At 72.3% G+C, this 12,966-nt stretch carries 13 protein-coding genes; 6 read left to right on the forward strand and 7 right to left on the reverse strand.

What is annotated here, in order from left to right:
* The first annotated feature begins 4 nt into the window (after positions 1-4).
* Positions 5-310 carry a hypothetical protein gene (locus J3473_RS06365; protein ID WP_207022377.1) on the forward strand — a complete coding sequence of 102 codons (306 nt, stop codon included), beginning with the start codon at positions 5-7 and terminating at the stop codon, positions 308-310.
* Between the two features lie 87 nt (positions 311-397).
* Here J3473_RS06365 and J3473_RS06370 read toward each other — a convergent pair whose 3' ends face one another.
* From J3473_RS06370 to J3473_RS06395, 6 genes are all read right to left on the reverse strand, one after another.
* Positions 398-1,078 (reverse strand): HNH endonuclease family protein, encoded by a 681-nt coding sequence (locus J3473_RS06370; protein WP_242525717.1) that lies wholly within the window; start codon positions 1,076-1,078, stop codon positions 398-400.
* 100 nt (positions 1,079-1,178) lie between these two features.
* Positions 1,179-1,787 (reverse strand): flavodoxin family protein, encoded by a 609-nt coding sequence (locus J3473_RS06375; RefSeq protein ID WP_030526504.1) that lies wholly within the window; start codon positions 1,785-1,787, stop codon positions 1,179-1,181.
* Positions 1,788-1,824: 37 nt separating this feature from the next.
* Complete coding sequence (locus tag J3473_RS06380; protein ID WP_207022378.1) at positions 1,825-2,457, reverse strand: ScbR family autoregulator-binding transcription factor; 633 nt, start codon at positions 2,455-2,457, stop codon at positions 1,825-1,827.
* Between the two features lie 231 nt (positions 2,458-2,688).
* Positions 2,689-3,807, reverse strand: a complete 1,119-nt coding sequence (gene galT, locus J3473_RS06385) for a galactose-1-phosphate uridylyltransferase (RefSeq protein ID WP_207022379.1) — start codon at positions 3,805-3,807, stop codon at positions 2,689-2,691.
* Positions 3,804-4,607, reverse strand: coding sequence for a DeoR/GlpR family DNA-binding transcription regulator (locus tag J3473_RS06390; RefSeq protein WP_030526507.1), 804 nt, complete (start codon positions 4,605-4,607; stop codon positions 3,804-3,806). Before J3473_RS06390 ends, galT begins: the two co-directional genes overlap by 4 nt.
* The gene (locus J3473_RS06395) at positions 4,607-6,595 is read right to left on the reverse strand and encodes a beta-galactosidase (protein ID WP_207022380.1); all 1,989 of its coding nucleotides are present in this window, start codon (positions 6,593-6,595) and stop codon (positions 4,607-4,609) included. The genes J3473_RS06390 and J3473_RS06395 overlap by 1 nt, the downstream gene beginning before the upstream one ends.
* Before the next feature lie 235 nt (positions 6,596-6,830).
* On the opposite strand from J3473_RS06395, the gene J3473_RS06400 reads away from it, so the two are divergent.
* From J3473_RS06400 to J3473_RS06415, 4 genes are read left to right on the forward strand one after another with little or no spacing between them, the layout of a single operon-like run.
* On the forward strand, positions 6,831-8,183 hold the full coding sequence (locus tag J3473_RS06400) for an ABC transporter substrate-binding protein (protein WP_030526509.1): 1,353 nt from the start codon (positions 6,831-6,833) through the stop codon (positions 8,181-8,183).
* 20 nt (positions 8,184-8,203) lie between these two features.
* A complete protein-coding gene (locus tag J3473_RS06405) occupies positions 8,204-9,112 on the forward strand; it encodes a carbohydrate ABC transporter permease (protein WP_207022381.1) in 909 nt (302 codons plus the stop codon).
* Positions 9,109-10,038 carry a carbohydrate ABC transporter permease gene (locus J3473_RS06410; RefSeq protein ID WP_207022382.1) on the forward strand — a complete coding sequence of 310 codons (930 nt, stop codon included), beginning with the start codon at positions 9,109-9,111 and terminating at the stop codon, positions 10,036-10,038. Before J3473_RS06405 ends, J3473_RS06410 begins: the two co-directional genes overlap by 4 nt.
* Complete coding sequence (locus tag J3473_RS06415) at positions 10,035-12,206, forward strand: alpha-galactosidase (protein WP_207022383.1); 2,172 nt, start codon at positions 10,035-10,037, stop codon at positions 12,204-12,206. The genes J3473_RS06410 and J3473_RS06415 overlap by 4 nt, the downstream gene beginning before the upstream one ends.
* Positions 12,207-12,271: 65 nt before the next feature.
* Here J3473_RS06415 and J3473_RS06420 read toward each other — a convergent pair whose 3' ends face one another.
* Positions 12,272-12,478 (reverse strand): hypothetical protein, encoded by a 207-nt coding sequence (locus J3473_RS06420; protein ID WP_207022568.1) that lies wholly within the window; start codon positions 12,476-12,478, stop codon positions 12,272-12,274.
* 64 nt (positions 12,479-12,542) lie between these two features.
* Between J3473_RS06420 and J3473_RS06425 the strand changes: the two genes are divergently transcribed.
* On the forward strand, positions 12,543-12,965 hold the full coding sequence (locus J3473_RS06425; RefSeq protein WP_207022384.1) for a hypothetical protein: 423 nt from the start codon (positions 12,543-12,545) through the stop codon (positions 12,963-12,965).
* Position 12,966 lies beyond the last annotated feature (1 nt).

Below are 12,966 nucleotides of genomic sequence, written 5' to 3' on the forward strand. Positions count from 1 at the left end.
ACGGATGCTGCGCTCCCTCCGCCCGTACCTCGTCGTCCTCGGCGTGCTCTGGCTGCTGCCGGCGGCGACCGTCGCGGTGCTGCACCTCTCACTGCCCGACCACAACGCCGACGGCCAGTGCGAGGGACTCGGGTGGGGCTGCACCCTCCCGCCGGCCGACGCCGTCGTCCTCCTCGGGATGATGGCCGCCCCGTTCCTCCTCCCGGCGGGGCTGCTCGGCTGCGGCGTCGTCGCGCTCGTCCGCGCCCGCCGGCAACGGACGTCCGCCGCGCCGGGGACGTCTCGTCGTGCCGGGGTCACCTCGTCCTGACGATGCGTCAGGACACCTCGGCGAGGCGAGGTCGGGGCGGCGAGGCGAGGTCGGCCCGGCAGGGCGAGGTCGGGGCGGCGCGGGTCGTCAGCAGTCCGCGTCGAGCATCCCGGTGAGGGCCGTCTTCTCGCGGCTGTCGACCTCGAGGTCGTACTGGTACTTGACCTCGATCCACGACCGGGCGTACTCGCAGCGCCAGCCGCTCGCCGGGGGCACCCACTCGCCCGGGTCCTGGTCGGACTTGCTCCGGTTGCTCGAGGCCGAGACCGCGACGAGCTGCGGGATGGCCAGGTCGTTGGCGAACGCCTTGCGCTCGGCGTCGGTCCAGAGGTTGGCACCGGAGCCCCAGGCCTCGGCGAGCGGGACGACGTGGTCGATGTCGAGCGACGAGGAGTCGGTGAAGGTCGTGTCGTCGTAGACGCTGCGCCAGGTGCCCGAGGTCGCGTGGCACGAGGAGTCCGTCGTCACGCCCGACCCGTCGCGCTTCAGCACCGTCTCGCGGGTGTCGCACGTGCCGCTGATGGTGACCCAGTGCGTGAACGCGCTGCGGTCGTAGCCGACGTTGTCCTCGTAGCCGACGTGCAGCCCGGCCAGCTGCTCGCGGGCGTCGGCGACGCTCGGGGGCGCCGGCGGGAGCGCCTGCGCGGCGCTCGCGGCGGCGGGCGCACCGAGCGTGGCGAGCAGGAGGGCGGCCGCCGCCCGGCGCAGCCCGCGGGGGAGGCGACGGCGGGGACGACGGGCGGGCGGGGCGGCGGTGGGGGTGCTCACGGGGGGACAGCCTGCTCGGCGGGGGTCAGCCCCGGCCCAAGCGTGCGTGAGCGTGCGGTACCGGTCCGGTCAGGGGTCTGCCGGGTCGGTCAGCGCCGGGTCAGGACGCCGGGTAGGGCCGCTCCCGCAGGACGCGGGCGAGGTGCGCGGCGTTGGCGGCGGCGGTCCGCGTGGCCGAGGCCGTCTGCTCGGGCGTCTCGTCGAGGTCCCGGTAGTCGGTGCCGGTCATCGCCTCACCGTTCCAGAAGGTGCAGCCGTTGGCGGGGATCGTGAAGCCGACGTCGTTCATCCCCTGGTAGGCGACGGCGCAGATGTGGTGCGCGCCGTCCTCGTTGCCGACGACCACGACGAGGCCGACCTTGCCGTACGTGAGCAGGCGGCCCTCGTCGTCGGACTCGCCGAGCTCGGCGTCGAGGCGCTCGAGCACGCGCTGGGCGACGCTCGAGTGCTGGCCCATCCACGTCGGCGTCGCGAGGACGACGATGTCGGCCGCGAGCACCTGCCGTCGGATGGCCGGCCAGGCGTCGCCGTCGCCCATGTCGGCCTCGACGCCGGGCTTGACGTCGTGGTCGACGACGCGGACGGTCGAGCCGGTCACGCCGTGCTCGGCGAGCGCCTCGAGGAGCTGGCCCGAGAGCAGCTCGGTGCTCGAGGGCGCGGGGGAGGGCGAGAGGGTGCAGCTGAGGACGAGGGCGGTGAGGTCGGCCACGGTTCTCCGATCGGGGTGGGGTGCGGTCCCCGTGGTGCTACCCGGCCTCGGCGGTGCGCAACCCCGGTGGCCGTGGGTCGACGCCCGCGAGCTCCGCGGGGCGCACGAGGACCGGCAGCACGAGCCGCCAGAAGTCCTCGACCCGCTCCATCAGGTCGGCCCGGCCGGTCAGGGCCTCGCTCGTCAGCTGCATGCCGGTGACGACGGAGGTGACGACGTAGGCGAACCGCTCGGGGTCGGTGCCCGGCACGAGGGACCCGGCCGTCTCGGCCTCGCGCAGCAGGTCGGCGACCGCCTCGATCCAGCCGAGGTAGCCGGCGCGGATGACCTCGTCCGCGGCGACGCGGTCCAGCGTCATCCGGACGCTCGCGCGCATCAGCGGGTCGGTGAGCAGCGCCTCGACGAAGGAGTACGCGAGGTCGACGACGGCCTGGACCGGGGCGTCGGCGTCCGGGCCGTGCTGCGTGCGCCACTCGCCCTGCTCGGCGATGACGGCCTCGGCGAGGGCCTCCTTCGAGGCGAAGTGGAAGTACAGCGCGCCCTTGGTGATGCCCGCCTCGCGGACGATCTCGGCGACCGTCGCGGCCCCGTAGCCACGCCGCTCGATGACGGCCGCCGCGGCGCGCAGGATGCTGCTGCGCGTGGCGACGGCCCGCTGCTGCCGGGGCACGTGGCTCCTCGTTCTCGTCGGCCGGGTCGGTCGCCGACGAGGCTACGCGTGCCGTCTGTGGCCGGGCTGTGCCGGTCGTCGACGAACGACAACAGACCGGCTGGTCGGTTATGTCGTACGATGCGCACGCCACGCCTCGCAGGGGGTGCGTGACCGCTCGAGGAGGGGCGAGGGGTCCGCACGGCGGTGCCCGGCGGAGCGCAGGGACTCCGCCGGGCGCCTCTGCCGGCGTCAGGCGCCGGCGAGCGAGCGCAGCCGCGCCGCGACCGCCTCGGGCCGGGTGTCGGTGACCCAGCCACCGACCGCGCTCTCGGACCCCGCGAGGTACTTGAGCTTGCCGGGTCCGCGCAGGACGGACATCACCTGGAGCAGCAGGCGCGACACCTCGCGGCCGGTGCGCGCCGGGGCCTGGTGCCACGCGGCGATGTACGGCAGCCGGACCGGTCCGTCGTCGCCGACGTGGTAGCCGTCGAGGCGGCGCAGGAGCTCGAGGTAGAGGTGGGCGAGCTCGTCGCGCTCGGCGTCGTCGAGGGCGACGAGGTCGGGGACGTCGCGGTGGGGGGCGAGGTGCACCTCGACCGGCCAGCGCGCGGCGTAGGGGACGTAGGCCGTCCAGTGCTCGCCGGCGAGGACGACGCGCGAGCCGTCCGCGCGCTCGGCGGCGAGGAGGTCGGCGCCGAGCAGCCGACCGGTGCGGGCGTGGTGCTCGGTGGCCCGGGCCAGCATCTCGGCGGTGCGCGCGGGGACGTAGGGGTAGGCGTACACCTGACCGTGGGGGTGGTGCAGCGTCACCCCGATCTCCTGGCCGCGGTTCTCGAAGCAGAAGACGTGCTCGACGCCGGGCGTCGCCCCGAGCTCGGCCGTGCGGTCGGCCCAGACGTCGACGACGGTGCGGGCGCGCTCCGGGCCGAGCGCCGCGAACGAGGAGTCGTGGTCGCTCGTGAAGCAGACGACCTCGGTGCGGCCGTGCGCCGGACGGTGCAGGTACCCCTGGGGGGCGACGACGTCGTCGAGCGCGACGGGGGCGTACGAGGGGAAGCGGTTCTCGAAGACGACGACGTCGTACTCGGCGTCGGGGATCTCGGAGGGGACGCTGCCGCGCCCGGTCGGGCAGAGCGGGCACTCGTCCTTGGGCGGCAGGAAGGTGCGGTTCATGCGGTGCCCCGCGACGGCCACCCAGTCGCCGACGAGCGCGTCGTAGCGGACGTGCCCGGCGGAGGCCCGGGGCCCGAGCTCGCGCCGGTCGACCGCGGTGCGTTCCGGCGCGTCCGGGGAGTCGTCGAAGTAGATGATCTCGCGGCCGTCGGCGAGCGAGCGGACCGTGCGCCGGACCGTGCGGGTCCGGGTCATCCGGCGTCGCCCACCTGGCGGGGGCGGCCCGGCTCGGCGAGGACGAGGTGCTCGACCGACTCGACGAGCACCTGCCGCGCCCGGGCCGGGATGCCCGAGTCGGTGATGAGCGTGTCGACCTCGGAGAGGTCCATGAAGGTCGAGAGGCCGACGATCCCGATCTTCGAGCGGTCGGCGAGCACGCACACCGAGCGGGCCGAGCGGACGAGCGCCCGGTTCGTCTCGGCCTCGACGAGGTTGGGCGTGGTGAGGCCCGCCGCGCGGTCGATGCCGTGCGCGCCGAGGAAGAGCCGGTCGACGTGCAGGCCGGCGAGGGCGGTGACGGCGACCGGCCCGACGAGCGCGTCCGACGGCGTGCGGACGCCCCCCGTGAGGACGACGACGTGCGCGGCCGACTGCGACTCGTGGAGCAGCTGCGCGACGGGGACCGAGTTCGTGACCACGGTCAGCTGGGGCACGTCGCGGACGGCGCGGGCCAGCTCGTAGGTCGTCGTGCCGGCCGAGATCCCGATCGTCGCGCCCGGCTGGACCAGCCGCGCGGCCTCGAGCGCGATGGCCTGCTTCTCGGCGGTCATGAGCGTCGACTTCGCGGTGAAGCCCGGCTCGTCGGTGGCGCGTGGGGTGATGGCGACCGCCCCGCCGTGCACGCGCTCGAGGAGGCCGTCGCCGTCGAGCCGCTCGATGTCGCGGCGGACGGTCATGTCCGAGACGCCGAGCTGGTCGACGAGCTCGGAGACGCGGGCGGCGCCGTGCTCCTCGACGATCGAGAGGATGGCGGCGCGGCGCTGGCTGGCGAGCATCAGGCCTCCCGGACGATCGCCGCGCTGCGCGCCGCCACGGTGGTGACCGGGCCCACGTCGGCGCCCGCGACGAGGTCGTGGCCGGTGACGGCGACCTCGCAGCCGGCGTCGGTGTGGTTGAGGACGAAGAGCCAGGAGCCCGAGGCGGAGCGGCGGCGGGTGACCTCGACACCGGCCGGCACGTCGGCGACCGGCGCGACCCCGGCCTCGTCGGTGACGCGGGCGAGGAGCGCGGCGAGGGTGGCGTCGTCGGGCAGCGTGCCGAGGTACCAGGCGGCGCCCTCACCGACGGTGCGGCGGGTGACGGCGGCCCGGCCGGCCAGCGGCCCGTCGGCGTAGGAGTCGAGCACCTCGGCGTCGCGGACGCGGGCGTCCTCGGACCACACCGAGCCGCTGCCGCCTCCGGCGAGGGCGACGGACTCGCCGACCCGCAGCGGGAACAGCTCCTCGACGCGGACGCCGAGCAGGTCGCGGAAGGCGCCGGGGTAGCCGCCGAGCCGGACGTGGTCGTCGGGGTCGGAGATGCCGGAGAAGTAGGTGACGACGACGTGCGTCCCGGCCGCGGCGGCCGCCGCGATGCGCTCGGCCGCGGGGTCGGAGACGAGGTAGAGCGTCGGGACGACGACGACCCGGTAGCCCGAGAGGTCGGTGTCGGGGTGGACGACGTCGCACGTGACGCCGGCGTCGCGCAGCAGGCGGTGGACGGTGTGCGCGGCCTGCGGGTAGTCGAGCGCGGCCGAGGGCATGCACGGCCCGCTGACCGCCCACTGCGCCTCGTAGTCCCAGAGGACGGCGACGTCGGCCTCGACGCGCGAGCCGACGAGCTCGCCGAGCCGCCCGGCGACGGCGCCGAGCTCGCAGACCTCGCGGAAGCGGTCGCTGTCCTCGCCGGCGTGGGGGACGAGGGCGGAGTGGAACTTCTCGGAGCCGGCGCGCGACTGGCGCCACTGGAAGAACCCGAGGGCGTCCGCACCGCGGGCGACGTGGGTCAGGCTGTCGAGGAGGGTCTCGCGCGGTGGCTTGGCCGGGTTGACCGGCTGCCAGTTGACCGCGCTCGTCGAGTGCTCCATGAGCATCCACGGCGCGCCGCCGGCGAGGCCGCGGGTCAGGTCGCCGTGGAACGAGAGCTCGGCGCGGGGGTGCTCGAGCGCGTCGACGACGTAGTGGTCGGTGCTCACGACGTCCTGGTGCGGCGCCCAGTCGTGGTAGTCGAGCAGCCGGAAGCCGCTCATCGTCATGAAGTTGGTCGTCACCGGCACGTCGGGGGAGTGGCGGCGGATGACCTCCTTCTCGGCGACGTGGAAGTCGAGCAGGGTGTCGGACCCGAAGCGGTGGTAGTCGAGCTCGTGGGTCGGGTTGCCGAACGTCGTCGTGATCCGCGGCGGCAGGACGTCGTCCCACGCGGTGTAGCGCTGGCTCCAGAAGGCCGTGCCCCACGCCTCGTTGAGGGCGTCGAGCGTCCCGTAGCGGCGCTCGAGCCAGCGCCGGAAGAACACCGCGCAGGTGTCGCAGTAGCAGGGCAGGTTGTGGCAGGCGTACTCGTTGGAGACGTGCCACATCGCGAGCGCCGGGTGGTCGTGGTAGCGCTGCGCCATCCGGTCGGTGAGGGCGAGGGCGAACTCGCGGTAGAGCGGCGACGACGGGCACCAGGCCTGCCGGCTGCCCGGCCAGAGGGTGTGACCCTCACGGTCGACGGGGAGGATCTCGGGGTAGGCGGCGCTCAGCCACGGCGGCGGGGTGGCGGTGGCGGTGGCGAGGTCGACGGCGATGCCGTGCGCGTGGAGGAGGTCCATCACCTCGTCCAGCCAGCCGAACTCGTACTCGCCCTTGGTCGGCTCCAGCCACGACCACGAGAAGACGCCGAGGGTGACGAAGCTGACCCCGGCCGCGGCCATCAGCCGCATGTCGTCGTCCCACACCGCACGCGGCCACTGCTCCGGGTTGTAGTCCCCACCGAAGGCGACGCGGTCGTCGGGCCATTGACGCATGGCGGACAGTGTGTTGCGCGGAATCGACATCTGTCAACAGATACGAACATCCACCGACGCGACGAGCCACCGCGGCGGGTGAGACGCCAATTGGGCTGTGCCCGTGGTTTCCGAAGGTCAAAGGTTGGTCACGACCCTTGACACCCTCGCGGCGCGACTCCACACTCTGGAGCCATCGGTTGTTCGTTTCTGATCGAAACTGTCAGGAGCGGCACGTTCGTCAAAGGAGACACCCATGGCACGCCCGGCCCCGCGCGACCCCCGGTTCGCGAGCTCCCTTCCCGCCTCCGTCCGCGGGGTGAACCGCCGGACCCTCCTGTCGGGCGCCCTCGGTGCCGGCGCCCTGTTCGGCGCGGGCTCCCTCGCCGGCTGCGGCAGCGACGACTCGCCCTCGACGAGCGGCGGCGGCGCCTCGGCCAAGGCCGGCAACGTCAAGTTCGGCGTCAACGAGGCCAAGGGCTCCGGGCCGGCCTACGAGCGCCTGCAGGGCATGGCCGACGCCTACGCGAAGAAGGAGGGTGTGCAGGTCTCGGTCAACGCGGTCGACCACAACACCTTCCAGGAGAGCATCACCACCTACCTCCAGGGCAGCCCGGACGACGTGTTCACGTGGTTCGCCGGCTTCCGCATGTCGCAGTTCGCCGAGGCGGGCCAGATCGCCGACCTCAGCGACGTGTGGCCCATCGACGGCATGAGCGACGCCTTCAAGCAGGCCTCCACCGCGTCGGACGGCAAGCAGTACTTCGTCCCGATCAGCTACTACCCGTGGGCCGTCTTCTACCGCCCGTCGGTCTTCGAGAAGAACGGCTGGACCGAGCCGAAGACGATGGACGAGCTCAACGCCCTCATGACCGACATGCAGGGCAAGAAGATCACCCCCTTCGCCTTCGCGGCCAAGGACGCGTGGGCGCCGATGGGCACCTTCGACATCCTCAACATGCGCCTCAACGGCTTCGACTTCCACATGCAGCTGACCAAGGGCGAGCAGAAGTGGGACAGCCCCGAGGTCAAGAAGGTCTTCGAGACCTGGAAGACCCTCCTGCCCTACCACCAGGAGAACTCGCTCGGCCGCACCTGGCAGGAGGCCGCGACCTCGATGTCCAAGGGCGAGTGCGGGATGTACCTCCTCGGCACCTTCGTCGTCGACGGCGTCCCGACCGAGGCGCAGGAGGACCTGGACTTCTTCACCTTCCCGGCGCTCGACTCGACGATCGGCGCCGACGCGCTCGACGCCCCGATCGACGGCTTCTGCGTCGCCGAGGGCGCGCAGGACACCGAGGCCGGCAAGGCGTTCATCAAGTGGCTCGGCAGCGCCGAGGCCGCGGACGCCGGCAACAACGCGGGCTCGGCGCCGTTCATCGCCGCCAACTCGGGTGCCAGCACCGCGAAGTACGGTGCGCTGCAGAAGAAGTCGGTCGAGGTCGTCCAGAACGCGAAGAACATCGCCCAGTTCCTCGACCGCGACACCAACGCCGACCTCGCCAACACCGTCGTCACCGTCGCGCTCCAGGACTTCATCAAGAACCCGAACGACATCGACAAGGTCACGTCGTCCATCCAGCAGCAGGCCGCGTCCATCCTCGGCTGAGCCGGGGACGAGGAGGAACGATGGCCACCAGGACCGCACGCCGGCAGTCACGACGGGTCGAGAAGAAGCGAGGAGCGCGCGACCGCCTGGTCATCTCCCTGATGATCGGCGTCCCCACGATCCTCGTGGTCTGGCTCGTCTGGCTGCCGGCGGTGGCCTCGGTGGCGCTGTCGTTCACCAAGTGGAACGGGTTCAAGTTCAGCTCGATCCAGTGGGTCGGGACGAAGAACTACGTCGACATCGCGACGATCTACCCACCGTTCTGGCCGGCCATCCAGCACAACCTCATCTGGCTGGTCTTCCTCTTCGTCTTCCCGACGATCCTCGGGGTCGTGCTGGCGGTCGTCCTCGACCGCGAGATGTGGGGCAGCCGGTTCTACCAGACCGCGTTCTACCTGCCGGTCGTGCTGTCGCTGGCGCTCGTCGGCTTCATCTGGCAGCTCTTCTACTCGACCGACCAGGGCCTCATCAACGAGCTCTTCAAGGGCAACGTCGACTGGTACGGCGACCCCGACGTCAACCTGTGGGCCGTGCTCGTCGCCACCGCGTGGCGGCACACCGGCTACATCATGCTCATCTACCTGGCGGGCCTGAAGGGCGTCGACGGGTCGCTGCGCGAGGCGGCGGCCGTCGACGGCGCGAACGAGGTCAAGACGTTCTTCAACGTCATCTTCCCGGTCATGCGCCCGATCAACATGATCGTCCTCGTCATCGTCGTCATCGAGTCGCTCCGCGCGTTCGACCTCGTCTGGATCATCAACAAGGGCCGCAACGGCCTCGAGCTGATCTCGGCGCTGGTGTCGCAGAACGTCATCGGCGAGGCCACGCGCTACGGCTTCGGGTCGGCGCTCGCCGTCATCATGATGGTCATCTCGTCGGTGTTCATCACCATCTACCTGCGCATCGTCTTCCGGGAGGACCGCCGATGACCACCACCGCACCCCCGGCCCCCGTGAAGAGCCGCCCCTCGAGCCCGGGGGGCCGTGGGCCCTCCGGCGGCGTCCTCAACAAGCGCCGGGGCAAGGTCGCGACGGTGATCATGCTCGTCCTCGCGATCGCCTGGCTGTTCCCGCTGCTGTGGGCCCTCTACAACTCCTTCCGCGACTACTCGTACACGCAGACCAACGGGTACCTGTCGTTCGGTGGATGGACCCTCGCCAACTACGAGAACGCGTGGAGCCGAGGCAACTTCGGCCTGCACTTCAAGAACTCGCTCCTCATCACCGTGCCGGCGGTGGCGCTGACGCTGTTCCTGTCCTCGCTCGTCGCGTTCGTCCTCGCGCGGTTCTCGTACCGCTTCAACCTCACCCTGCTCGGCATCTTCCTCGCGGCGAACCTGCTGCCGCCGCAGGCGCTCCTCATCCCCGTGTTCCGGATGTTCCGCGAGATCCCCCTCCCGGAGTTCATGAGCTCGAGCGGGACGATGCTCAACAGCTTCTGGGCGCTCATCCTCGTCAACACGGCCTTCCAGCTGGGCTTCTGCACCTTCGTGCTCAGCAACTACATGAAGACGCTGCCGCACGAGATCTACGAGTCGGCCGAGCTCGACGGCGCGAGCGTGTGGCGGCAGTACTGGCAGCTGACCATGCCGCTCGTACGCCCGGCCCTCGCGGCCCTCGCGACCCTCCAGGTCACGTGGATCTACAACGAGTTCTTCTGGGCGACCGTCCTCATCTCGCGCGGCGACAAGTACCCGGTGACCAGCGCGCTCAACAACCTGCGCGGGCAGTTCTTCTCCGACACCAACCTCGTCGCGGCAGGATCCATCCTCGTGGCGCTGCCGGTCCTCGTCGTGTTCTTCGTCCTGCAGAAGCAGTTCGTCTCCGGCCTGACGCTCGGGTCGACCAAGGGGTGAGCGCCGACCACACCGTCCTGCGGGGAGGGGGCGTCGCCCTCGTCCTCGCCCACCGCGACCACGGCCTGCCCGCCGTCCTGCACTGGGGCGCCGACCTCCCCGACGCGGCGGCCGCCGACCTGGCCCTGCTGCGCGACACCCCCGTCGCGAACAACGCGCTCGACGAGCCGTGGGACCTCACCGTCCTGCCGACCTCCGGCGACGGCTGGCTCGGGACGCCCGGCATCGCCCTGCACCGCGCCGGGGGCGCCGCCGCCCCGCGCTGGGTGGCGACGGTCACCGGCGGTGGCGGGCGCGCGACGGTGCGGGCCGAGGCCGTCGACAGCGAGGCGGTCGTCGAGCTCGTCCTCGCGCTCGACGAGCACGGGGTGCTCACGACGTCGACCTCGGTCACGTCGACCGCCGACGCCGGCACGGCGCCGCTCGAGGTCGCGGCCCTGCGCACCCTCCTGCCGCTGCCGGCCCGCGCCGAGGAGGTCCTCGACCTCAGCGGGCGCTGGGTGCGCGAGCGCACGCCGCAGCGGCGCCTCGTCGCCGACGGCACCTGGCTGCGCACCGGCCGCCGCGGCCGCACCGGCCACGACGCGACGCTGCTCATGACCGCCGGCACGACCGGGTTCGGCTTCCGTCACGGTGAGGTCTGGTCGGTGCACGCCGCCTGGAGCGGCCACCACGAGCACCTCGTCGAGCGCCTCCCCGAGGGCGCCGGCGCCCACGCGGCCGTCATCGGCGCGGGCGAGGCGCTGGAGTCCGGCGAGGTCCGGCTCGGCCCGGGCGAGACCTGGACGTCCCCGGACGTCGTCGCGGTCTGGTCCGACGCGGGCCTGGACGGCCTCACCGCGCGCCTCGTGCGCCACCAGCGCGCCGGGGCGGACTACCGCGCCGGTCGCCCCCGCCCGCTCGTCCTCAACACGTGGGAGGCGGTCTACTTCGAGACCGACCTCGGGCACCTGCAACGGCTCGCCGACACCGCGGCGTCCATCGGCGTCGAGCGCTTCGTCCTCGACGACGGCTGGTTCGGGTCGCGCCGCGACGACACCCGTGGCCTCGGCGACTGGCAGGTCTCGGACGAGGTCTGGCCCGACGGCCTCGGCCCGCTCGTCGAGCACGTCAAGGGCCTCGGGATGGAGTTCGGGCTGTGGTTCGAGCCCGAGATGCTCAACCTCGACTCCGACGTCGTCCGCGCCCACCCGGAGTGGGTCCTCGGCCCGGCCGCCGGTCCGACGCCGCCCTCGCGCCACCAGCACGTCCTCGACCTCGCGAACCCCGACGCCTTCGACCACGTCCTCGCCGCGATGTCGGACGTCATCGGCACGTACGGCGTCGACTTCGTCAAGTGGGACCACAACCGCGACCTCCACGAGGCCGTGCGCACCGACGCCACCGGCACCGACCGGCCCGCCGTCGCGGCCCAGACCCGCGCGACCTACCGGCTCCTCGACGCGCTGCGCGAGCGGTTCCCCGCGCTCGAGATCGAGTCGTGCTCCAGCGGCGGGGCCCGCGTCGACCTCGGCGTCCTCGCGCGCACCGACCGCGTGTGGACCTCGGACTGCAACGACGCCCTCGAGCGGGTCGCCATCCAGCGGTGGACCGGCCTGCTCGTGCCGCCGGAGCGGATGGGCACGCACGTCGGGCCGCCCCGCGCCCACACGACGCACCGCGACCTCGACCTCTCGCTGCGGATGCTCGTCGCGCTCGGCGGGCACGCCGGCCTCGAGTGGGACATCTCGACCTGCTCGCCGCAGGAGCTCGACGCCCTGCGGGCGTGGAGCGGCCTCTACCGCGAGCTGCGGCCGCTGCTGCACACCGGCGACGTCATGCGCTCGGACCATCCCGACCCCTCGCTCGTCGTCGGCGGCGTCGTCGCGGCGGACCGGTCCGCGGCCGCGCTCACCGTGGTCCGGGTCGTCAGCGGCCGCGGGGTCACGCCCGGGGCGGTGCCGCTGCCGGGGCTCGACCCGGCCCGTCGCTACCGGGTGCGCGTGCGCCCGGAGGCCGGCCTGCCGGAGAGCCAGCAGGTGCGGGGCCCGCGGTGGTTCGAGCAGGCGCAGGGCGACGACGGCATCCTCGTCGCGGGTGCGGTGCTCGACGACCACGGGCTACCCGTCCCCGCCCTCGCGCCGGGCCAGGGGTACCTCCTGCACCTGACCTCCGTCGACGGGGCGTGAGCAGGCCCGCTGGCCAGGGTGGAGCGATGACCCGCACCCGCCCCCAGCGCGGAAGCTGAGGCTGCTCAGTCGATGTAGCCAGTCCTGCGATCCACCTGGATCAGAAAGTTGCGGACGGCGTCTTCGAGCACAGCATCTGTCTGGACGTCACCGCCGTCCGTGGAGCTGGTGAACCCGTATCCCTCATGGGGCCCCGAGACCCAGAGGAGGTCGTAGACGCCGGGCTCGCCGGCACGCTCGGTGACTTCGAAGCGCTCACCGTCCACCACCATCCGCTTCACGGGGAGAGGTTAGCCATCCGCGGCACGAGTGGACGCTTGCTGGCACCATGCCACGGTGGATGAGACCAAGGACTTGCATCAGGGGATGCTCTGGGCCGTTCACGAAGGCGCCTTCCTCTTCGAGCTCCCGGGCGGTGCGCGCGATTACACCCGCGACGGCATCGTGCAACATGGCCCCTGGCCTCCAGAGGACTGCGCACGCTGCCTTCTCACGTGGTTCGATCACGGCTGGATTGAGGTGTACGTCCTTTCGGAGCACCTCAACCGCTGGGCAGCCGAAGAGGCCGACCTCATTGGCGAGTCGTCCGACGAGAACGCCCGCACCGTCGAACGGCGTCGCGCTCGCGCCATCTTCATGGCTCCTTCAACGTGGAAGAACGATCGCCCCGAGGGGCTCGTCTGCTTGGCTCCCACCGACCAGGCCCCACCGCTGGACTTTCGTCAAGTCTGGCTCGACGCTGTCGCCGCAGCGGAGTAGC

It is taken from the genome of Phycicoccus sp. DTK01, assembly GCF_017312765.1.
Classification (GTDB): domain Bacteria; phylum Actinomycetota; class Actinomycetes; order Actinomycetales; family Dermatophilaceae; genus Phycicoccus; species Phycicoccus jejuensis.